17 protein-coding genes and 1 riboswitch are annotated in these 19,463 nt (G+C 67.1%); of the genes, 8 read left to right on the top strand and 9 right to left on the bottom strand.

Going from position 1 to position 19,463, the window contains the following annotated elements; all coding sequences use genetic code 11:
- Window positions 1-7 precede the first annotated feature (7 nt).
- Window positions 8-2,524 carry a prolyl oligopeptidase family serine peptidase gene (locus N5D91_RS11940; RefSeq protein ID WP_180854800.1) on the bottom strand — a complete coding sequence of 839 codons (2,517 nt, stop codon included), beginning with the start codon at window positions 2,522-2,524 and terminating at the stop codon, window positions 8-10.
- 120 nt (window positions 2,525-2,644) lie between these two features.
- A riboswitch (S-adenosyl-L-homocysteine riboswitch) is annotated at window positions 2,645-2,728 on the top strand.
- Between the two features lie 36 nt (window positions 2,729-2,764).
- On the opposite strand from N5D91_RS11940, the gene ahcY reads away from it, so the two are divergent.
- The 3 genes from ahcY (at window position 2,765) to N5D91_RS11925 (ending at window position 5,346) form a co-directional block, all read left to right on the top strand.
- Window positions 2,765-4,210 (top strand): adenosylhomocysteinase, encoded by a 1,446-nt coding sequence (gene ahcY / locus N5D91_RS11935; RefSeq protein WP_164161608.1) that lies wholly within the window; start codon window positions 2,765-2,767, stop codon window positions 4,208-4,210.
- A 177-nt stretch (window positions 4,211-4,387) separates the two neighbouring features.
- A complete protein-coding gene (gene ybaK, locus N5D91_RS11930; RefSeq protein WP_110714254.1) occupies window positions 4,388-4,861 on the top strand; it encodes a Cys-tRNA(Pro) deacylase in 474 nt (157 codons plus the stop codon).
- Window positions 4,861-5,346 carry a hypothetical protein gene (locus N5D91_RS11925; RefSeq protein ID WP_180854801.1) on the top strand — a complete coding sequence of 162 codons (486 nt, stop codon included), beginning with the start codon at window positions 4,861-4,863 and terminating at the stop codon, window positions 5,344-5,346. The genes ybaK and N5D91_RS11925 overlap by 1 nt, the downstream gene beginning before the upstream one ends.
- A 28-nt stretch (window positions 5,347-5,374) precedes the next feature.
- Here the strand turns inward: N5D91_RS11925 and N5D91_RS11920 are convergent, their stop codons facing one another.
- Entirely contained in the window at window positions 5,375-6,010 is a 636-nt protein-coding gene (locus N5D91_RS11920; RefSeq protein ID WP_180854802.1) for an energy transducer TonB, read from the bottom strand.
- 107 nt (window positions 6,011-6,117) lie between these two features.
- The gene (locus N5D91_RS11915) at window positions 6,118-6,675 is read right to left on the bottom strand and encodes a DUF3228 family protein (protein ID WP_049425078.1); all 558 of its coding nucleotides are present in this window, start codon (window positions 6,673-6,675) and stop codon (window positions 6,118-6,120) included.
- A gap of 105 nt (window positions 6,676-6,780) precedes the next feature.
- Between N5D91_RS11915 and N5D91_RS11910 the strand changes: the two genes are divergently transcribed.
- Genes N5D91_RS11910 through N5D91_RS11900 form a run of 3 tightly spaced genes read left to right on the top strand, consistent with a single transcriptional unit; the run spans window position 6,781 to window position 9,892 of the window.
- Window positions 6,781-7,911, top strand: a complete 1,131-nt coding sequence (locus tag N5D91_RS11910) for a type 1 glutamine amidotransferase domain-containing protein (RefSeq protein ID WP_180854803.1) — start codon at window positions 6,781-6,783, stop codon at window positions 7,909-7,911.
- A 2-nt stretch (window positions 7,912-7,913) separates the two neighbouring features.
- Window positions 7,914-8,603 carry a response regulator transcription factor gene (locus N5D91_RS11905; RefSeq protein WP_032129701.1) on the top strand — a complete coding sequence of 230 codons (690 nt, stop codon included), beginning with the start codon at window positions 7,914-7,916 and terminating at the stop codon, window positions 8,601-8,603.
- Window positions 8,600-9,892: a HAMP domain-containing sensor histidine kinase gene (locus tag N5D91_RS11900; protein WP_164161605.1), complete on the top strand. Its 1,293-nt coding sequence runs from the start codon at window positions 8,600-8,602 to the stop codon at window positions 9,890-9,892. The genes N5D91_RS11905 and N5D91_RS11900 overlap by 4 nt, the downstream gene beginning before the upstream one ends.
- 47 nt (window positions 9,893-9,939) lie before the next feature.
- Here the strand turns inward: N5D91_RS11900 and N5D91_RS11895 are convergent, their stop codons facing one another.
- Genes N5D91_RS11895 through N5D91_RS11885 form a run of 3 tightly spaced genes read right to left on the bottom strand, consistent with a single transcriptional unit; the run spans window position 9,940 to window position 12,680 of the window.
- Window positions 9,940-10,671 carry a LytTR family DNA-binding domain-containing protein gene (locus N5D91_RS11895; protein ID WP_153856301.1) on the bottom strand — a complete coding sequence of 244 codons (732 nt, stop codon included), beginning with the start codon at window positions 10,669-10,671 and terminating at the stop codon, window positions 9,940-9,942.
- Entirely contained in the window at window positions 10,668-11,717 is a 1,050-nt protein-coding gene (locus tag N5D91_RS11890) for a histidine kinase (RefSeq protein ID WP_153856300.1), read from the bottom strand. Before N5D91_RS11890 ends, N5D91_RS11895 begins: the two co-directional genes overlap by 4 nt.
- Before the next feature lie 36 nt (window positions 11,718-11,753).
- On the bottom strand, window positions 11,754-12,680 hold the full coding sequence (locus tag N5D91_RS11885) for an alpha/beta hydrolase (protein WP_180854804.1): 927 nt from the start codon (window positions 12,678-12,680) through the stop codon (window positions 11,754-11,756).
- 203 nt (window positions 12,681-12,883) lie between these two features.
- Here N5D91_RS11885 and metF point away from each other — a divergent pair, with 203 nt between their 5' ends.
- Complete coding sequence (gene metF / locus N5D91_RS11880) at window positions 12,884-13,711, top strand: methylenetetrahydrofolate reductase [NAD(P)H] (protein ID WP_049399801.1); 828 nt, start codon at window positions 12,884-12,886, stop codon at window positions 13,709-13,711.
- Between the two features lie 40 nt (window positions 13,712-13,751).
- Window positions 13,752-14,336: a DUF4124 domain-containing protein gene (locus N5D91_RS11875; RefSeq protein WP_180854805.1), complete on the top strand. Its 585-nt coding sequence runs from the start codon at window positions 13,752-13,754 to the stop codon at window positions 14,334-14,336.
- Window positions 14,337-14,436: 100 nt separating this feature from the next.
- On the opposite strand, the gene N5D91_RS11870 is transcribed toward N5D91_RS11875, so the two are convergent.
- From N5D91_RS11870 to N5D91_RS11860, 3 genes are all read right to left on the bottom strand, one after another.
- Window positions 14,437-15,393: a Nudix family hydrolase gene (locus tag N5D91_RS11870; RefSeq protein ID WP_110711054.1), complete on the bottom strand. Its 957-nt coding sequence runs from the start codon at window positions 15,391-15,393 to the stop codon at window positions 14,437-14,439.
- 101 nt (window positions 15,394-15,494) lie between these two features.
- Complete coding sequence (gene secA / locus N5D91_RS11865; protein ID WP_110711053.1) at window positions 15,495-18,227, bottom strand: preprotein translocase subunit SecA; 2,733 nt, start codon at window positions 18,225-18,227, stop codon at window positions 15,495-15,497.
- Window positions 18,228-18,502: 275 nt separating this feature from the next.
- Window positions 18,503-19,459, bottom strand: a complete 957-nt coding sequence (locus tag N5D91_RS11860) for a M23 family metallopeptidase (protein ID WP_033834438.1) — start codon at window positions 19,457-19,459, stop codon at window positions 18,503-18,505.
- Window positions 19,460-19,463 lie beyond the last annotated feature (4 nt).

The following is a 19,463-nucleotide window of genomic DNA, read 5'->3' as shown; positions in this document are numbered from 1 at the left end:
GGTCACGTCAGCGCTTCTTCTTCGCCTTGCCCTGCTCGGCCGGGCCGATGGTCTGCTCCAGCCAGCGCTCGCTTTCGGCCAGCATGGTCATGATCGATTCGCGTGCGCGGTAGGCGTGCGATTCGTTCGGCAGCATCACCAGCCGCGCGGTGCCACCCAGGCCCTTCACTGCGGCGAACATGCGCTCGCTCTGGATCGGGAAGGTGCCGGAGTTGTTGTCGTCCACGCCGTGGATGAAGAGGATCGGGTCCTTGATCCTGTCGGCGTAGTTGAACGGCGCCATCTTCTGGTAGACGTCCTGCGCCTGCCAGTAGTTGCGCTCCTCGGCCTGGAAGCCGAACGGCGTGAGCGTGCGGTTGTAGGCGCCGCTGCGGGCGATGCCCGCCTTGAACAGGCGCGTGTGCGCCAGCAGGTTGGCGGTCATGAACGCACCGTAGGAATGGCCACCAATGGCGATGTGATCGCGATCGGTCACGCCACGGCGCACCACTTCATCCACGGCGGCCTGCGCGTTGGCCACCAGCTGTTCGATGTAGGTGTCGTTCGGTTCCTTGTCACCCTCGCCGATGATCGGCATCGACGGGCTGGCCAACACCACATACCCCTTGGCCAGGAACGCCTGCGGGCCCCAGTAGCTGACCGCATTGAAGCGGTACGGCGAATCGGTCACCTGGCTGGCCGCAGCCGCGCTCTTGAACTCGCCCGGGTAGGCCCACATCAGCAGCGGCCGCGCGCCGTCGCGCTTCGGATCGTAGCCCGGCGGCAGCAGCAGGGTCGCGGTCAGGTCGACGCCATCCTTGCGCTTGTAGCGGATCTGCTCCTTCTGCACGCCCTTCAACTGCGGCAGCGGATGCGCGAAGTGGGTCAGCGCACGCGGCGCAGCACCAGCATCGGCCAGCGACTGCACGTAGAAGTTGGCCGGCTCGTCGGGGCTCTCGCGGCTCAGCAGCAGCGAGCTGGCCTGGTCGTCCAGCAACGCCACCGGCAGCGCGTAGCTCGGTGCCTGCGAGTGGAACAGGCGGGTGGCCTTGCCCGTGGCGACATCGAAGCGGTCCACGAACGGACGATCGCCCTCCGGCGATGCACCGGCACCGGCCAGATACAGGCTGCTGCCATCGGCGCTGGTCTGCAGCAGCGAGCGCCCGCGGTCGTCGCTGGACAACAGCGGCCGGCCCGGATCGGAATAGCGGTCCTGCCCGTCTCGATCCCATAGCAGGCGCGGCTCGGCGCTGGCATTGTCCGGGGCGATCAGCCAGGTCTTGGTCTTACGGGTCTTCCACCACGACTCGGTCAGCAGGGCCAGGTCGCCACGGCCCCAGTTGATGCCCACCAGACGGCTGCCGAGCTGGGCCAACGTCACCGGCGGCGTGTCGAACGGCGCAGCCTGCATCAGCACCGCATCGCGCACCTTGGCGTCCCTGTTCGGGTCGCCGCCGTCCTGGGCTTCGGCCCAGACCAGCGTTGCGTCGGCATCACCACGCCAGCTGATATCGCGCACGCCGGTCACTTCAGCGTCGTTGCCGGTCGGCAGACCTTCCACCAGCGGACGCACAGCCACGGTGTGCACCAGCTTGCCGCTGGCCCGGTCGATCACTTCGATACGGCGCGGGAAACTGCTCACCGGCACCACGTAGGAATACGGCCGCTGCACCGGCTGGCGCAGCACGAAGCGGCCATCCGGCGACACCGAGAAACCCATGAAGATGCCGGCCGCGCCGATCGCGCGGGTGTTGCCATCCAGGCTGACTTCCATCGGCTGGGTGGTGGCGTAGTAATCGAACTGGCGCGCGTCGGCTTCGTTCTTCAGCAGGTCCTGGTAGGTACGGATCGACACCACGCCGCCGCCCTGGCTGGTCTGCTGCACGGCCGGGCCGGTCGGAACGCCATCGGCGGCCGGGGCCGCACCAAGGTTGGCCGGGCGCGTGAACACCACCAGGCCGCGGCTGTCCGGCAGCCACTGGTAGCCACTGCCGATCACCGTGTTCAGGCCGGCGACCAGACGACGGGCGCTGCCGCCGGCGACATCCACCAGCCACAGCTCATTCGCGCCGCTGGCGGCGTCGACCTGGTTGAAGGCCAGCCACTTCTGGTCCGGCGACCACATCACGCTGGCGATCGACAGCTTGGCCGGCAGGCCGCTGATCTGCCGTTCCTTGCCGTCGGCCACGTTCATCAGCCACAGCTTCTCGCCGAAGCTGAAGCGGCTGTCGGAGAAGGTGCGCGGGTTGATGCGCAGTCCGGCCAGCTTCAGTTCCGGCTGCGCCACCACCTGGATCGACGGCAGCGACGGCATCTGCATCATCGCGGCGACATCGCGGCGCGGCGACAGGTACAGCGAGGGCGCGCGCGGCGCGTCCACCACCGCCTGCAGCGCCGCCGAAGGCAGTTCGTAGCCATTGACGCCCTGGGCCTGTACCTGGGCGGGCTGCGGGGCCGCGGCCCAGGCCAGCGGGGCCACCGCCAGCAGTCCCATCGACAGGACCAGGCCGGTCCAACGCCGTGTGCGGCGCGCGTGCATGCTCATCGTTCCACCTGTGTGATGCGTGAAAACACCGACCTTAACAGGCCGTGCACGCCGCCCCATCTGCCGATGGTTGGGTCATCCGGATGTCATGCCGGGGCCGCGATATAATGGGGGTTCTCCCCTGCCGAGGGGCGCTGCGACCGGATCCCATGAGGCCCGGCCAGGCTCGGTAAGGTGGCTTTGTAACAACGGCGCCCGGCTAGATGCGAGCACCCGCTCGCCCACAACCGGAGCACACGAATGAACGCTGTTGCCAAGACCTTCTCCACCGAAGGTGATTACAAGATCCGCGACATCACGCTGGCCGACTGGGGCCGCAAGGAACTGGACATCGCCGAGCACGAAATGCCGGGCCTGATGTCGATCCGCCGCAAGTACCAGGCCGAGCTGCCGCTGAAGGGCGTGCGCGTGACCGGCTCGCTGCACATGACCATCCAGACCGCCGTGCTGATCGAGACCCTGAAGGACATCGGCGCCGACGTGCGCTGGGCCTCGTGCAACATCTTCTCGACCCAGGACCACGCCGCTGCCGCCATCGCCGCCACCGGCACCCCGGTGTTCGCTTGGAAGGGCGAGACCCTGGAAGAGTACTGGGACTGCACCCTGGACGCGCTGACCTTCACCCTGGCCGACGGCACCCTGACCGGCCCGGAGCTGGTGGTCGACGACGGCGGTGACGTGACCCTGCTGATCCACAAGGGCTACGAGCTCGAGAACGGCAGCACCTGGGTTGACGAGCCGGCTGCATCGCACGAAGAGCAGGTCATCAAGAACCTGCTCAAGCGCGTCGCCAAGGAGCGCCCGGGTTACTGGGGCCGCGTGGTCAAGGACTGGAAGGGCGTCTCCGAAGAGACCACCACCGGCGTGCACCGCCTGTACCAGCTCGCCCAGGCCGGCACCCTGCTGATCCCGGCGATCAACGTCAACGATTCGGTCACCAAGAGCAAGTTCGACAACCTGTACGGCTGCCGCGAGTCGCTGGCCGATGGCCTGAAGCGCGCGATGGACGTGATGCTGGCCGGCAAGGTGGCCGTGGTCTGCGGCTACGGCGACGTCGGCAAGGGCTGCGCGGCCTCGCTGCGTGCCTACGGCGCGCGCGTGATCGTCACCGAGATCGACCCGATCTGCGCCCTGCAGGCGGCGATGGAAGGCTATGAAGTCAACACCATCGAATCGACCCTGGGCCGTGCCGACCTGTACGTTACCACCACCGGCAACAAGGACATCATCCGCATCGAGCACCTGAGCGCGATGAAGGACCAGGCCATCGTCTGCAACATCGGCCACTTCGACAACGAGATCCAGGTCGATGCGCTGGTGTCGTTCGCCGGCATCAAGCACGTCAACATCAAGCCGCAGGTGGACAAGTACATCTTCCCGAACGGCAACGCGATCTTCCTGCTGGCCGAAGGCCGCCTGGTGAACCTGGGCTGCGCCACCGGCCACCCGAGCTTCGTGATGTCCAACAGCTTCGCCAACCAGACCTTGGCACAGATCGACCTGTGGGCGAACAAGGACAGCTACGAGAAGAAGGTCTACCTGCTGCCGAAGAAGCTGGACGAAGAAGTGGCCCGCCTGCACCTGGAAAAGATCGGCGTGAAGCTGACCACCCTGAGCCAGGAACAGGCCGACTACATCGGCGTGCCGGTGGAAGGCCCGTTCAAGCCGGACCACTACCGCTACTGATGCCTGCGGGGGGTCGGATCCCTTTCCGCAGGAAAGGGCTCTGACCCCAGCAATGGAAGCAGAAAGAACGGGCGCCTTCGGGCGCCCGTTCTGCGTTTGCGCGTGGCCATGCACCGCGCATCCACCCGCAATAGCCTCGGTCAAGGCAACGCCGCCGTGCCGCGCTACGATGCCTACATGACTCCGGCCATCAACCTGCTCAAGCGCGAGAAGATCGCCCATACCGTGCGCAGCTACGTGCACGATGCTCACGCCGAATCCTATGGCGGCGAAGCCGTCGACAAGCTCGGCCTCGACCCGGCCCAGGTGTTCAAGACCCTGCTGGCCAGCACCGAGACCCACGAACTGCTGGTCGCGATCGTGCCGGTGGCCGGCCAGCTGGACCTGAAGGCCCTGGCCGAAGCGGCCGGCTGCAAGAAGTGCGAGATGGCCGCCGCTGACGCTGCACAGCGCGCGACCGGTTACCTGGTCGGCGGCATCAGCCCACTGGGGCAGAAGAAGCGCCTGCGCACGTTCCTGGACGCCAGCGCGCAGGCATTGCCCGCACTGCATGTCAGCGCCGGGCGCCGCGGCCTCGAGGTGGAACTGGCGCCGACCGACCTGCTGCGATTGACGGCCGGCCACTACGCCGCCATCGGCAAGGCCCGCTGATGCGCTGGCCCTGGTCTGCAGCGCCGATACCCCGGCTCGACGATGCACAGGCCGATGTGCTGCTGCAGGACCTGCTGTCGCGCGACGCAGCGCGCATCACCGATGCTGCACGCACGGTCGCACGGCTGTTCAGCGCGTCCTCGCTGGATGCATTGGCCGCGCACGCGGACCTGATCGAACAGCGCTGTCAGGGCGTCGCGCTCGGCGGCATGCTGATCAGCAACCAGGCGCATCTGAAGGCCGCCCTGCGTCGGCTGCGTTACTGGCGTGCACGCGAGGGTTGCCTGTGCGCGCTCAATCCCGGCTACCCGTTCTTCGATCCCCGTCGCCTGATCGAACAAGGACAGATGCAGCTGCTCGCGGTGGAAGAGGCCGAGGGCAGCTGGGGCGACTGCCACACCGTTGCCTGCACCCAGTGCGGCCAGCATTGGCAGGCCATCGACCGCGAGTACCACTACCCATGGTGGGAGTGGAACCCCGCCTGACGCGTCCTCCGCCACGCGTGGATGGCGGTCACTCCACCCACTCGTACCGCATGGGTACACGCACGATGGTCAGCTCCGGTGCCGAGCCCGCCGCATCGGTGCGGATGAAAGGCCAGCGGCGCAGTTCTTCCACCGCTGCCTCATCCAGCAACGCGTGGCCACTGGACGTCTCCACGATCACGGCCGCAATCGTCCCCTGCGCGTCAATCAATGCCTTGAGCAGGCTGCGCCCGGAAAGTCCCTGTTGCATGGCCTCCGGTGGATAGCGCGGCGACACGCCGCGCGCCGGTGCCCACGAAACACCGTCGCCCGCGAACAGATCCCGGCTGCTGCGCGCCGCGCAGTGCTTCGGCAGGCGCAATTGCAGGGTTAGCCGCGCGTCGTCGATGGTCACCTCCGCGGGCGCCGCGCAGGCGTGTTGCGCGAGCACCTCCAGCATCTGCTGCTGCCGAAGCAACGCCTTGCCATTGGCCGCCGTCACCTCGACCATGCAACGACCGTCGCTGGGCTGCATCGACAGCGCGGTCACCCCGGCATCGCGCAGCCCGGGCAGGGCCGCCAATGGCGCGCACGCCATGTCAGCAGCGGGCTTGGCCGCCAGCGCCGTGGCGCAAGGCAACACGCCAACCAGCAACACCGGAATCATCCTTGCCCAGATATCCATGCCCCGTCCCTGCTGGGTTGGCCTGGTCCAAGCATAGTGGGCGCCCAGGGCCTGGTTCAAACGATCGGGTCAGAGCCCCGCGCTGCGGGGATCCGACCCGGGCCGGCTCACGGCCGCCAGTTGGCGTTGTTCTCCCAAAACGCGACGGAGCGCTGGTAAGCCTCGCGATCCAGCGGCACACCGGAACCGCCCTCCTCCACGCCCAGTGCATTGCGCATCATGGTGATCGGCGCCATCGGTACCTCTTCGGGTTCGGCGGTGTAGATACAGCCGACGATGCCCCAGTCGGCCTCGATCGGTGAACCCTCCTTCGCCAGCTGCCCGGCGCTGTACAGGATCACCACCAGATAGTTCGCGCGCGGCGACTCCACCCCCTCGAACCAACGCACCAGCACCGGCAGTTCCTCGCGGTTGCGCGCTTCGTAGCCGCTGCGCAGCTGGTGGCGGTTGGCCTCGGTGACCGGCACCGTCAGGCAGCGCGTGCTGGTCCAGTTCTCGTAGACGAACAACTTGCAGAACGGGGCGTAGCCGTCGAGCACCTTCAGCGGCGCATGCGCGTTGAGGTGTGCCTCGAACTGCTCGGCAGTGCAGTCCTGGATGGTGTTGCCGCGCGGCACACGCGGGAACAGGCGGGGACGGGCGAAATCGGTGAGGACGATGGACATGGCATGCACGAACGGGAACAGGCCCTCAGGGTAACCGTCGATGCGCTTGAAGTCTGCTTCACATTTGCCGGCCACAGTGCGCGCACATCTCCCGGAGAGTCCTGCATGAACCGCTTCCGCCCCCCCCTGCTGTCCGGCCTGCTGGCCGTCCTTCTCCTCCCTGCCATGGCCCCATCTTCCGCGTCTGCCGCACCATCGCGCGTGCTGCTCGTCGTCAGCAGCGAAGGCCGGGACCAAGGGAAGACCCGTCCGGGCTTCGAGATGGACGAATTCGCCCAGGCCTGGCTCATCCTCAAGCAGAACGGCTTCGACATCGACGTGGCAAGTCCGCGTGGCGGCGCCGTCGAGGCTGACAAGTACAACCCCTCCGAGGCCTTCAACGCAGCCGTCCTTGCCGATTCCCAGGCCATGGGCAAGCTTGCCGCGACCGTGCCCACTGCACAACTGCGTGCCAGCGACTACCAGGGCGTCCTGGTGATCGGCGGCAAGGGTGCCATGTTCGACCTTCCGGCCGACAAGGCCCTGCATGCCACGATTGCCGGAATCTGGCAGCAGGGAGGACTGGTCGCGGCGGTATGCCATGGTCCGGCCGCACTGGCGGGTGTTCGCCTTCCCGATGGCCGGGCCATGGTGGAAGGCCGCGCCATGACCGGATTCACGGAAGAGGAAGAAGCACTGTTCGGCAAACGTTGGGCGAAGGAATTCGCGTTCCAGCTTGAACCGCGCATGCGCGAGCTGGGCGCACGCTGGCAGGAGGCACCGCTGATGATGCCCAAGGTCGTAGTCGATGGACGCCTGCTGACCGGTCAGAACCCGTTCTCGACCGCCGCACTGGCTGACGCCTTCGTGCGCGCCAGCGGGCGTGTGCCACTGGCACGCCAGGCATGGCGCGATGAGCGCAGCATGGCGCTGGTGGAGCAGCACCTGCAGCAGCGTGATGGTCAGGCGGCGCAGATACTGGCGCAGCGCCCGTCCGACCATCACGTCGAGCTGATCGGCATGCTGGGTTTCTACCAGCTGAAAGCAGCAAAGGACGCCACTGCAACCGCCGACGCGCTGTCCATCATGCAGTTGGCCAGCCCGCATATGGACGAGCCGAGGCTGCAGGTCGCGATGGCAGAAGCGCACTGGCGCCTGGGCCGGACCGATCTGGCCCGTTCGCAGGTACTGGCTGTGCTGGAAAAGCAGCCCGGTCTGGACGAAGCTAACGCTCTCCTGGCCCGCATGCAGCCCTGACCATGGACGCCGAGCGCCTGCGCCTGCTGTTGATTGAAGACAACCTGCCGCTGGCCTCGGCCATCATCGACATGCTGCAGGCGCATGGCCATCTGGTCGATTTCGCCGCTGGCGGACACGTCGGGCTGCAGTTGGCGCTGGCGTCACCGCCGGATGTGCTGCTGCTCGATATCGGGTTGCCGGGCACCGATGGTACGACGGTCTGCCGTCGGTTGCGCGAGTGCAGTGATCGGCACGTCCCCATCCTGATGCTGACCGCACGCGATGCGATCGACGACAAGCTGCAGGGCTTCGCTGCGGGCGCGGATGACTATCTGGTCAAGCCCTTCGACGATGCCGAGCTGCTCGCCCGCTGTCTCGCCCTCGCCCGCCGCCATCGCGTGGGTCAACCGAACCTCCTGCAGATTGGGCCGCTGAGCATCGACCGCCGCAGCGGCCAGGCCTGGCGCGCGGGATTGCTGCTGGAGCTGGCACAGGTTCCGCAGCGCATCCTGCTCGTACTGGCCGAGGCCTGGCCGCGAACCGTCACCCGCAGCGAGCTCGTTCAACGCCTGTGGGGGGATGAAGCACCTCCTTCCGATCCGCTGCGCTCGCATCTGTACCTGTTGCGGCAGGTACTGGACAGGCCGTTCGAAGGCGAGATGCTGCGCACCGTCCACGGTGTCGGCTTCCGTCTGGAAGCTTCGCCATGAAACCGCGGCCCACCCAGCACCTGCGCCGTCGACTGCTGATCACATTCACAGCCTTCGCGCTGTTCACCGCCACGGTGTTCGGCACCTACTCGCTGGTGTTCATGTATGTGGTGGAAGACAGCATCTTCAACGCCCAACTGGACCGTGAAGCACGGGCTCAGCTCGCCCGGCACGCGCTCGAAGGGGACTGGCGTACACCTGCCGATGCCGCAATCCAGCTGCATCGTTCACCCTCTACCTTCCCCGACGATCTGCGCAGCGAGTTCGCAAAGGAACCGTGGCGCTCGGAGTTCGCGGGTGTCGATGGTCGGCACTACCATCTCAAGCGGATCGATCCCCCGGCCGGCGCCCGCCCTGCTTGGCTTGTGTCGGAGGTCAGTGCGCAACTGGTGGTCCGGCCGATCCGCGATCGGGTCGTAATGCTGCTTGCCGGCACAGCACTGCTGGTCCTGATCGCGGCGATCTTCCTCGGCATCTGGCTCGCCCATCGCAGCACACGCTCGCTCTATGCGCTGGTCGAGGAGGTTGAAGCGCTGCAGCCGGAACCAGGCCCCGGCGTGCGCCTGGCAGCACGTTTCGACGATGACGAGATTGGCGTGCTCGCGCGCGCCCTCGATGGATTGTCCGCACGCGTCGCTGCCTTCGTTGCCCGCGAACACGCGTTCACGCGCGATGCCAGCCACGAACTGCGCACACCCTTGAGCGTCATCTCCAGTGCGGCAGGCCAGTTGGCCAGCGAGTCGGGCCTGTCCGAGCGTGGCCGCCAGCATGTGCAGCATATCCGTCTTTCGGCACTGCAGCTGCAGCAGGCCATTGCGGCGCTGCTGGCGCTGGCTCGCGAGGAAACCGCCAGCCACGGCGCTCCGCCGGTCAAACTTGTGCCGCTGCTGGAACGGGTGATCATCGAGCAGTCTCCGTTGCTGGCTGCACGGCCGGTCGAGGTACAGCTGACCGTGCCCGACGGGGCCACGCTGCGCGCGCCCGAGGCGGCCCTGCGCGTAGTCCTGGCCAATCTGGTCGGCAATGCGTTCGCGCATACCGCGCAGGGCCAGGTCCTGATTGCATGGCAGGACGCTCAGCTGCTGGTGCACAACACGGCAGGTGCTTCACCCTTCCTTGGCAACTGGCCCGAGCCGCGGCCATTCGACAAGCGTGATGGCAGCGAGGGCAACGGCCTGGGCCTGGATATCATGCGGCGACTGTGCAGCCACTACGGGCTCGAACTGGTCATCCAGCACGGCGGTGGCGGGGTGATGGCCCGCTTGAGGGGGCAGCCAGCCGAGGCATGAAGCGCCTCCGGCGGTCCAGCCCGGTCAGTGCCGAGCTGTAGCGGCAGCTACAACGCCATCCGCTCGCGCAGTTCACGCGCCTGCCGGCGCGACACCTCCACCTCGCTGCCGTCATCCAGCGCCAGGTCATAACCATCAGCGATGCTGGGCGTCACGCCACGGATGCGGCGCAGGTTGACCAGCGTATTGCGGTTGGCACGGAAGAACAGATCCGGCGGCAGGCGTGCTTCCAGCGCGCTCAGGCTGCGGGTCAGCAGGGCGTTCTGGTCGCGGAACCACAGCCGCGTGTAGTTGCCATCCACCACCAGCCGGCGGATCTCGGAGACCGCCACGAACCAGCAGCGTTCGCCCTCGCGCACGAACACCTGGTCCTGCGCACCCAGCGTGCCGCGCGACTCCGGCGTTTCGGCCGCCACCACTTCGCGCTGGCGCGCCCGCTCCAGCGCCTCCAGCAAGCGCGGCGCCTCCACCGGCTTCACCAGATAATCCAGCGCATTGGCCTGGAACGCACGCACCGCGTAGGTGTCGTAGGCAGTAACGAAGACCACGGCCGGCACCACCTCCAGGCCGTCCAGCACGTCGAAGCCGCTGCCGGAGGGCATCTGCACATCCAGCAGCACCAGGTCCGGGGCCAGCGTGGCGATCGCCTCGCGCGCGGCCGGCACATCGTCGGCCTCGCCCACGCACTGCACCCACGGCAGCGCCGACAACAGCGTGCGCAGCTCCTGCCGCGCCAGCCGCGCATCATCAACGATCAACACGCGCAGCACGCCATTCATTGCGGAATCTCCAGCAGGGCCTGCATGCGGTCGCCGACCGGCTGCAGGGTGAAACGACCTTGCGTACCGAGCTGCGCACGCAGGTAGGCCAGGCCGACGCCATGTCCGTGGGTGGGCTCGCTGACGCTGGCCAGCGGATTGTCCACCTGCAGGCGCAGCACGTCATTGTCCAGCGTGGCATGGATCTGCACCTCGCCGCCGCCCGGGCGGCTGGCGATGCCGTGCTTGATCGCGTTCTCCACCAGCAGCTGCAACGCCATCGCCGGCAGCTGCGCCTGCATGGCATCGGCATCGATCTGCTGCCGCACCTGCAGGCGCTGTTCAAAATGGACCGCCTCGATGGCCAGGTAGTCGTCGACCACCGCCAGTTCCTCGGCCAGCGTGACCTGCTCGCTGCGGTTGTGCGCCAGCGCCTGGCGCAGCGTGCGCGACAAGCGGGTGACCATGTCGCGGGCCCGTTCCGGGTCTTCCAGGATCAGCGCACGCAGGTTGTTCAGCGCATTGAACATGAAGTGCGGGTTGAGCCGCGCACGCAGCGCATCGCGCTCCAGGGCGCTGCGTTCGGCCTCGGCGCGCAGGCGGGCCAGCTCACTGTGGCGTGCCCGCCGCAGGCCGTGCAGGCCCGCCCACAAGCCGGTCCACATCAGCAGGAACAACGCGGTGTTCATCCAGTACACCAGCAGCGAAGACCACTGGTAATCGGCATGGCCGCCAGGCAGCTGCACCCAGCCCAGCGCCAGTGCCGGCAGCAGCAGCGCCGCCGTTACCGCCTGAGCGACGCTGGCCCCGAGCACCACACCGGCGGCCAGCTTCAGTACCAGGCTGGCCAGGCTCGCATCCCACCAGCGCTGGCGCAGTGCAATCGAACGCAGTGCGCCGCTGCACAACCAGAGTGAGACCGCCACGCTGACGGTGATCAACACGATGCCACTGAACACCGCACCGCCGCCGATCCGCGTGCCGACCCACAGCCCGTACATCGCATAGCCAGCCCATGCCAGTGCGTTGAGCGTCCAGAAGCGGCGGGATGACGTGGTGGCGTCCATGCGGGCTCTCGGCGATGGCAGGAGGGCGGACAACGGTCAGGGATGCGCGGCGAGGAAACGCTGCACCTGTTCCTGCAACCAGCGCGGATCATCCCACATCAGGAAGTGGAAACCCTGCGCGCTCATCGCGATCTGCACGCCCCGCAGTTTCGCGTACTCCGACTGGAATACCGCCCGGGTGCCGTCCTCGGTGCCACCCATGGGCTGGTAGCCGACCCAGCTGCCCAGCACCAGCGTCGGTGCGGAGATCGAAGCGATGCTGTCACGCAGATCGGTGGTCATCACCGCATGCATGGCATCGGCCGTGGTCTGGCGGTCGCTGTCTTCGCCCCAGCGGCCCAGTTCGGCCTGGCGTTGCGGATCGCGGGTCATCCCCGGCAGGCCCGCCTTCAACTGCGCCTGCCATTGCGCGGCGTCGGCGGCCAGCATGCCCTTGCGCAGCTGGTCGGCCATCGACCGCACGCTGTCAGCGGTGGCCTTCGGGTCACGCGCGGCCGGCAGGAATGGCAGGGCGTCAACCACCACCAGCGCGCTGACCGCCTTCGGCTCGGCCTGCGCCATCTGCAGGCCCAGCAGGCCACCGAGGCTGTGGCCAACCACCACCACCGGCCCCAGGTGCTGGTCATGCAGGTAGGCCAGCAGTTGCCCGCGCATCGCCGGCAGGAACTCGGCCGGGCGCGGATCAGCGGCTGCGGCGCCGGCAAAGCCCGGCAGCTGCACCAGATGGCACTGCACATCCTTCAGGGCCAGGCAGGTCTCGCGCCAGACCTCGGCACTGCTGTTGAGACCGGGGATCATGAGCAGCGGGCGGCCCTTGCCGACCACCTCGACCTGCACCTTGCCCGCCGCCGGGGCGCTGGCGGCGTGCGCCGAGCCGGAACCGAGCACGGCCATCGCCATGCCGATCATCGCCAGCCGGGCCAGCGCCTTCATTGCATACCAGAGTGCCAGGAAGATCTTCATCGTCTGCTCCTTCGTCGGGTGGGTGTTGCCGGGATGGGAACAGCGTGCCGCCGGCCACGGCACCCGGGTTGCGATTTCGGAGCAGCGGCCGATCGCCGGGGCGAACGGTCGCAGGCGACGGACGGTGCGCATCCGCACAAATTGACAACATCCATCTTGATGAAGCGATATACTGATCCGCACCCGCCGCTGCCGCCCGTGCCATGACCGCCATCAGCTTCGAGTTCTATCCGCCCAAGACCGACGAACAGCGCAGCCAGCTGGACCGCGCCGCGGCCAGGTTGAAGGACTACGGCCCCGAGTACGTGTCGTGCACCTTCGGTGCCGGTGGCTCGACCCTGAGCTACACCTCCGAGACCGTGCGCCACCTCAACCAGCACCATGGCTTCGATGCCGCACCGCACCTGTCCTGCGTCGGTGGCACCCGTCAGGAAATTCGCGAGCTGCTCAAGCTGTACCGCGCCATCGGCTGCCGCCGCCTGGTCGCGCTGCGCGGCGATCTGCCGTCGGGCATGGGCTTCCCCGGTGACATGCGCTATGCCGCCGAACTGATCGACTTCATCCGCGCCGAGCACGGCGATGCGTTCCATATCGAAGTGGGCGCGTACCCCGAAACGCACCCGCAGGCTTCCGACGCACTGGCCGACCTGAAGCACTTCAAGGCCAAGATCGACGCCGGTGCCGATGCGGCGATCACCCAGTACTTCTTCAACCCGGACGCGTACTTCCATTTCGTCGACGAAGTGCGGCGGCTGGGTGTGCAGGTGCCGATCACGCCCGGCATCATGCCGATCGCCAACTTCAGCCAGCTGCGCCGCTTCTCCGAACAGTGCGGTGCGGAGATCCCGCGCTGGATCAGCCGCAAGATGCAGGCCTATGGCGATGATGCGGAGTCGGTGCGTGCATTCGGCACTGAAGTGGTGGCCAAGCTGTGCCAGCGCCTGATCGAGGGCGGCGCCCCCGGCCTGCACTTCTACACCTTGAACCTGGCCAAGCCGACCACCTCGGTACTGAAGCTGCTGCAGGGCTGAAAGCACGGCGCGCAAGCGTGATCGGCGCTACCCTGCGAGGATGATCCGGCTTTCCTTCCTGCTGTTGCTGCTGCCGCTGTGCGTGCTATCGAGCGATGTCCACGCGCAGGCTACGCGCCTGAACCGCTGCACCGATGCCCAGGGCCAAAGCGTGTATACCGACCGTCCCTGCGACAGCCTGGGTGCGCAGTCGCGGCTGCCACCGCCTGCGCCCGCCGGCAATACCCTGCAGCGCGACACCCTCGGGGCACGCTGCCCACGGCGGCTGAGCGAACTGGTGGATGCACTGCGTACTGGCATCCTCAGCAACGACGTGAACCGGCTGTCCTCGCTGTACCTGTGGGGCGCCGTTTCCGATGCGGGCGCGCAGCGCATCCTCGGCCAGCTGGAATCGTTGGCGCGGCGGCCGCTGGTGGACGTGGTGCCGGTGTATCCCTCGCAGGCGCTGCCGCAATCGCAGGATGAGGGTCAGAGCCCTGCGGCGCAGGGATCCGACCCTGAGCCCCCGGCCGTGCGCCATCCGATCGGCCTGCGCCTGGAGCAGACCCTGCCCGGCAGCGCGTCGCGCGCTTCGACGGTGCTGGGGTTGCGACGGCAATACGGGTGCTTCTGGATCACACTGTGATCGCCAGGGGTCGGATCCCTTTCCTGCGGAAAGGGCTCTGACCCCCGATTCCAGCGATGGGGTCAGAGCCCCGCGTTGCGGGGATCCGACCCTGTTTGCATCACGCCGGCCACAGCGCGCGGATGGCGGCGATGCCCTGCCCGCCATGGCGGCGCGCCTCGGAGACATGGCCACTGCCCATGCCACCCAGCGCGTAGATCGGTAGTGACACCTGCGCACGCAGCTCGGCGAAGGCATCCCAGCCCAGCGGCACGGCATCGGGATGGCTGGCCGTGGCCTGCACCGGACCCAGCACGGCGAAGTCGCAGCCCAGCCGCTGTGCGGCCTGCAGCTGCTGCAGGTCATGGCAGGACGCGGCCACCAGCTGGCCTTCGGGCAGTGGACGCTGCGACAGCTCCAGCAGCTGTTCGCTGCCCAGGTGCACCCCCACGCCCAATGCGCGTGCCAGCTCGATATCGCGGTTGAGCAACCACTGCACCCCGCTGCGACGATGCGCGCGCACGACCTGTTCGACCATCGCCTGGCGCTGCGGATGCGCCATCGGCAACCGCAGCTGGATGCGCTGCTGGCCCGCCGCCACCACACGCTGAAGCTGCTCATGCCAATGCTGCACGCCGTCGGCGTCATCGGCCGGCGCCGGGGTGATCAGGTAGCTGTCGGGCTGGCGCAGGGCGGCCACCACCGGCAGGTCGGCCGGTGGCATCGAATAGCGGCCCAGCTTGTCCGGCGCCACCCAGGTGATCGCCTGCCCCTCACGTCCGCGTGGGGTGCCCTTCCAGCTGCGCACGTGGCGCACCTCCAGGGTCAGGTGCTTGTCCGGATAGCGCTGCGGCACGTCCATCAGCCACTCGCCGACATCGGCCTCGATGCCCAGCTCCTCGCGCAGCTCGCGCACCAGCGCCTGTTCGGAGGTCTCGCCGGATTCGCGCTTGCCGCCGGGGAATTCCCACAGGCCGGCCATGTCGCGGTTCTCGGTACGGCGGTTGAGCAGCACGCGGCCACGGGCATCGGTGATGACGGCCGCTACAACGTGGATCGATCGGGTGGGGGAAGCCATGGGGGAAGCATGCCCAGAACAGGGCGACCGGCGCAATCACGGATCCGTTGCGGTTGCCCCGCCACAAACGAAAAGCCCCGCTTTCGCGGGGCTCTTCGGGATCAGCTCAGCTGGCCGTGGCAGTGCTTGTACTTCTTGCCACTGCCGCACGGGCACGGATCGTTGCGGCCGATCTTCGGCTCGTCGCGCTGCATCTGCGCCACGCCCTGCTGGGCAGCCTGCACCTGCGCGGCTTCCTCGTCGGCGCTGTAGCCGCCCACGTCCTGGTGCTGGAACTGCGACTGGCTCAGGCGTGCTTCGGCCTGCTGGCGCTCGGCGGCTTCCAGCGCCTGCACTTCCTCGTCGCTGCGGATGCGCACGCGCGACAGCAGGGTCACCACTTCGCGCTTGACGTTCTCCAGCATGTCCGAGAACAGCTCGAAGGCTTCCTTCTTGTATTCCTGCTTGGGCTGCTTCTGCGCGTAACCACGCAGGTAGATGCCCTGGCGCAGGTAATCCATGCGGGCCAGGTGCTCCTTCCAGCTCTGGTCCAGCACGGTCAGCATCACGTGCTTCTCCAGCGCGCGCATGGTCTCTTCGCCCACGCCGGCTTCCTTCTCGGCGAAGTGCTGGTTGACGCGCTCCTGCACCTTGGCGGCAATCGCCTCGGCGTCCAGTTCCTCGTGTTCCTTGACCAGGTCGGTCAGCGACATCTGCAGGCCGAAGTCCGACTCCAGGGTCGCTTCCAGGCCACGCAGGTCCCACTGCTCGTCGATCGAGTTCGGCGGCACGAAGCGGGCCACCACGTCGAAGATCACGTCGTCGCGGATACCGTCGACGTTGTCCTTGACCGACTCGGCGTCCAGCAGTTCGTCACGCTGGGCGTAAATCACCTTGCGCTGGTCGTTGTTGACGTCGTCGAAGTCCAGCAGGTTCTTGCGGATGTCGAAGTTGTGGGCCTCGACCTTGCGCTGCGCCTTCTCGATCTGGCGGCTGACCAGGCGGTCCTCGATGACGTCGTCTTCCTTCATGCCCATCATGCGCATGGCCTTCTGCACCCAGTCGGAGGCGAAGATGCGCATCAGGTTGTCTTCCAGCGACAGGTAGAAGCGGGACGAACCCGGGTCACCCTGGCGGCCGGAACGGCCACGCAGCTGGTTATCGATACGACGCGATTCATGGCGCTCGGTACCGACGATGTGCAGGCCGCCCGCAGCCTTCACCGCCTCGTGGCGCTTCTGCCATTCGGCCTTGACCGCAGCCTTCTGCTCATCGGTCGCGCCCTCGCCCAGCTCGTGGATCTCCGCTTCCAGCGAACCGCCCAGCACGATGTCGGTACCGCGGCCGGCCATGTTGGTGGCGATGGTCACGGCCGCCGGACGGCCGGCATTGGCGACGATGGTCGCTTCGCGGTCATGCTGCTTGGCGTTGAGCACTTCGTGCTTCACGCCGGCCTTGCGCAGGTGCTCGGACAGCATTTCCGAGGTTTCGATCGAGGTGGTACCCACCAGCACCGGCTGGCCGCGCTTGGCGCACTCCTCGATGTCGGCCAGCACCGCATTGAACTTGCCCTTGCGGTTCAGGAACACCTGGTCCGGGCTGTCCTTGCGGATGGTCGGGCGGTTGGTCGGGATCACCACCACTTCCAGGCCATAGATGCTCTGGAACTCGAAGGCTTCGGTATCGGCCGTACCGGTCATGCCGGACAGCTTCTTGTACATGCGGAACAGGTTCTGGAAGGTGATGCTCGCCAGCGTCTGGTTCTCGCGCTGGACCGGCACGCCTTCCTTCGCTTCCACCGCCTGGTGCAGGCCATCGGACCAGCGGCGGCCGGACAGGGTGCGGCCGGTGAACTCATCGACGATGACCACTTCGCCATCGCGCACGATGTAGTCCACGTCACGCTGGTAGATCGCGTGCGCGCGCAGTGCGGCGTTGAGGTGGTGGACCACGGTCAGGTTCTGCGGCGCGTACAGGCCTTCGGTCTCGCCGTCGAGGATGCCGGCCTCGACCAGCAGCTGCTCGGCGTGCTCCATGCCCGCTTCGGACAGGTGCACCTGCTTGCCCTTCTCGTCGACCCAGAAGTCGCCTTCGCCGTCTTCCGCTTCCTGCTTGACCAGGTTCGGCACGACACGGTTGACGCGGATGTACAGCTCCGGGGAGTCGTCGGCCGGGCCGGAGATGATCAGCGGGGTACGCGCTTCGTCGATCAGGATGGAGTCGACTTCGTCGACGATGGCGTAGTGCAGGCCGCGCTGGTAGCGGTCGGCCTTGGACAGCGCCATGTTGTCGCGCAGGTAGTCGAAGCCGAATTCGTTGTTGGTGCCGTAGGTGATGTCCGAGGCGTAGGCCTCGCGCTTGTCGCTGTGCGGCATGCCCGGGTACACCACGCCCACGCTCAGGCCCAGCCAGTTGTACAGCTTGCCCATCTGCGCGGCGTCGCGACGGGCCAGGTAGTCGTTCACGGTGACCACATGCACGCCCTTGCCTTCCAGCGCGTTGAGGTACACCGGCAGGGTCGCCACCAGGGTCTTGCCTTCACCGGTGCGCATTTCTGCGATCTTGCCCAGGTGAAGCACCATGCCACCGATCAGCTGCACGTCGTAGTGGCGCATGCCCAGCACGCGGCGACCGGCTTCGCGGCAGACCGCGAACGCTTCCGGCAGCACCTTGTCCAGGGCTTCACCGTCGGCGATGCGCTGCTTGAACTCCGGCGTCTTGGCCTGAAGCTGCTCGTCGGAAAGCTTCTCGATCTCCGGCTCCAGCGCATTGATCTTGGCGACGATGCGGTTGAGCTGGCGCAGCTGTCGTTCGTTACGACTGCCAAATACGCGGGTAAGCAGGCTGTTGATCATTGAAGGAACCGGGTTGGATGGACACGACGCCCGGCCTCCCCCTTGGGATCCGTCCGCCGCAAACGAAACAGGGCGCCTGGCGCCCTGTCGATGGCAACACCCATTGTAGCTTGGGACGGCCGCAAGGGGTTTCAACCCCGTGGGGTAGTGCCGGCCGCTGGCCGGCAACCTCGTTCGGACCCCTCAAAGGAATTGCCGGCCAGCGGCCGGCACTACCAGATCACCCGCATCGGGTCAGAACCCTCCCGCGGCGCGGAAGGGATCCGACCCGGGCATCAGCCGCGGCTGACGCGGCCGACCGGCGTGTTGCCGCCGTCGCCGAGGAACTTGCGCGGGTTGACCACGTTGCCGTTTTCCCACACTTCGAAGTGCACGTGGGCACCGGTCGAACGCCCGGTGGAACCGGCCTTGGCCACTTCCTGGCCGGCACGGACCAGGTCACCGGCCTTCACCACCAGGCGCGAATTGTGGGCGTAGCGGGTGACGTAGCCGTTACCGTGGTCGACATCGACCACGTTGCCGTAGCCGCCCTTCACGCCGGCAAAGCTGACCACGCCTTCGGCGACGGCCATCACCGGGTCACCGACCTTGGCGTGGAAGTCCATGCCCTTGTGGGTGGCGGCACCGCGGCCGAACGGGTCGGCACGGGTGCCGAAACCGGAGGTCACGTAGCTGTTGCGGATCGGCATGCGCGACGGCACGGCGTTCTGCTGCAGCTGGTGGTCGAACATCAGCGATTCCATCACCGACAACTGGCGGCCTGAAGCAGCGAAGCGCTGCTCCAGCACCTGTAAGTCGGCGTTGACGTCCTTGACCGGGATGTCGCTGGTCGGGCCGCCGGCGTCGCCGTCACCGAGACCGGGGGTCTCGTTGAAGTCGAACTCGCCGTCTTCCAGCTTGCCCATCTGGGTCAGCCGTTCGCCAAGGGCGTTGAGGCGGGTGGCCTGGGCCTGCAGCTCGCCGAGGCGGGCCGCCAGCGCGTTGACCTGGGTCTGCGCATCGCGCTTGACCTTGGCCAGCTCCGCATCCTGGCGCTCGACCTTGGCCTGCAGCCGGGAATCATTCAGCGCGCTGGCGCCAATGCCGCCGGCAAGGCCGATAATGCAGCCTACCCCGAGCACGCTGCCCAGCAGGGCGCGGGGGCGGTCCTCGAAATAGAACCGCAAACGCGCGATCGGCGACGACTTGGCCTGTCCTTCACGCGTTTTGATTACGATCTTTTTGAATGCCATCAGT

The sequence above is a fragment of the Stenotrophomonas sp. GD03794 genome, assembly GCF_029842145.1.
GTDB classification, from domain to species: Bacteria; Pseudomonadota; Gammaproteobacteria; order Xanthomonadales; family Xanthomonadaceae; genus Stenotrophomonas; species Stenotrophomonas riyadhensis.
Note: the sequence above shows the minus strand (reverse complement) of the source record. Positions and strands in the feature narration are given on the sequence as shown.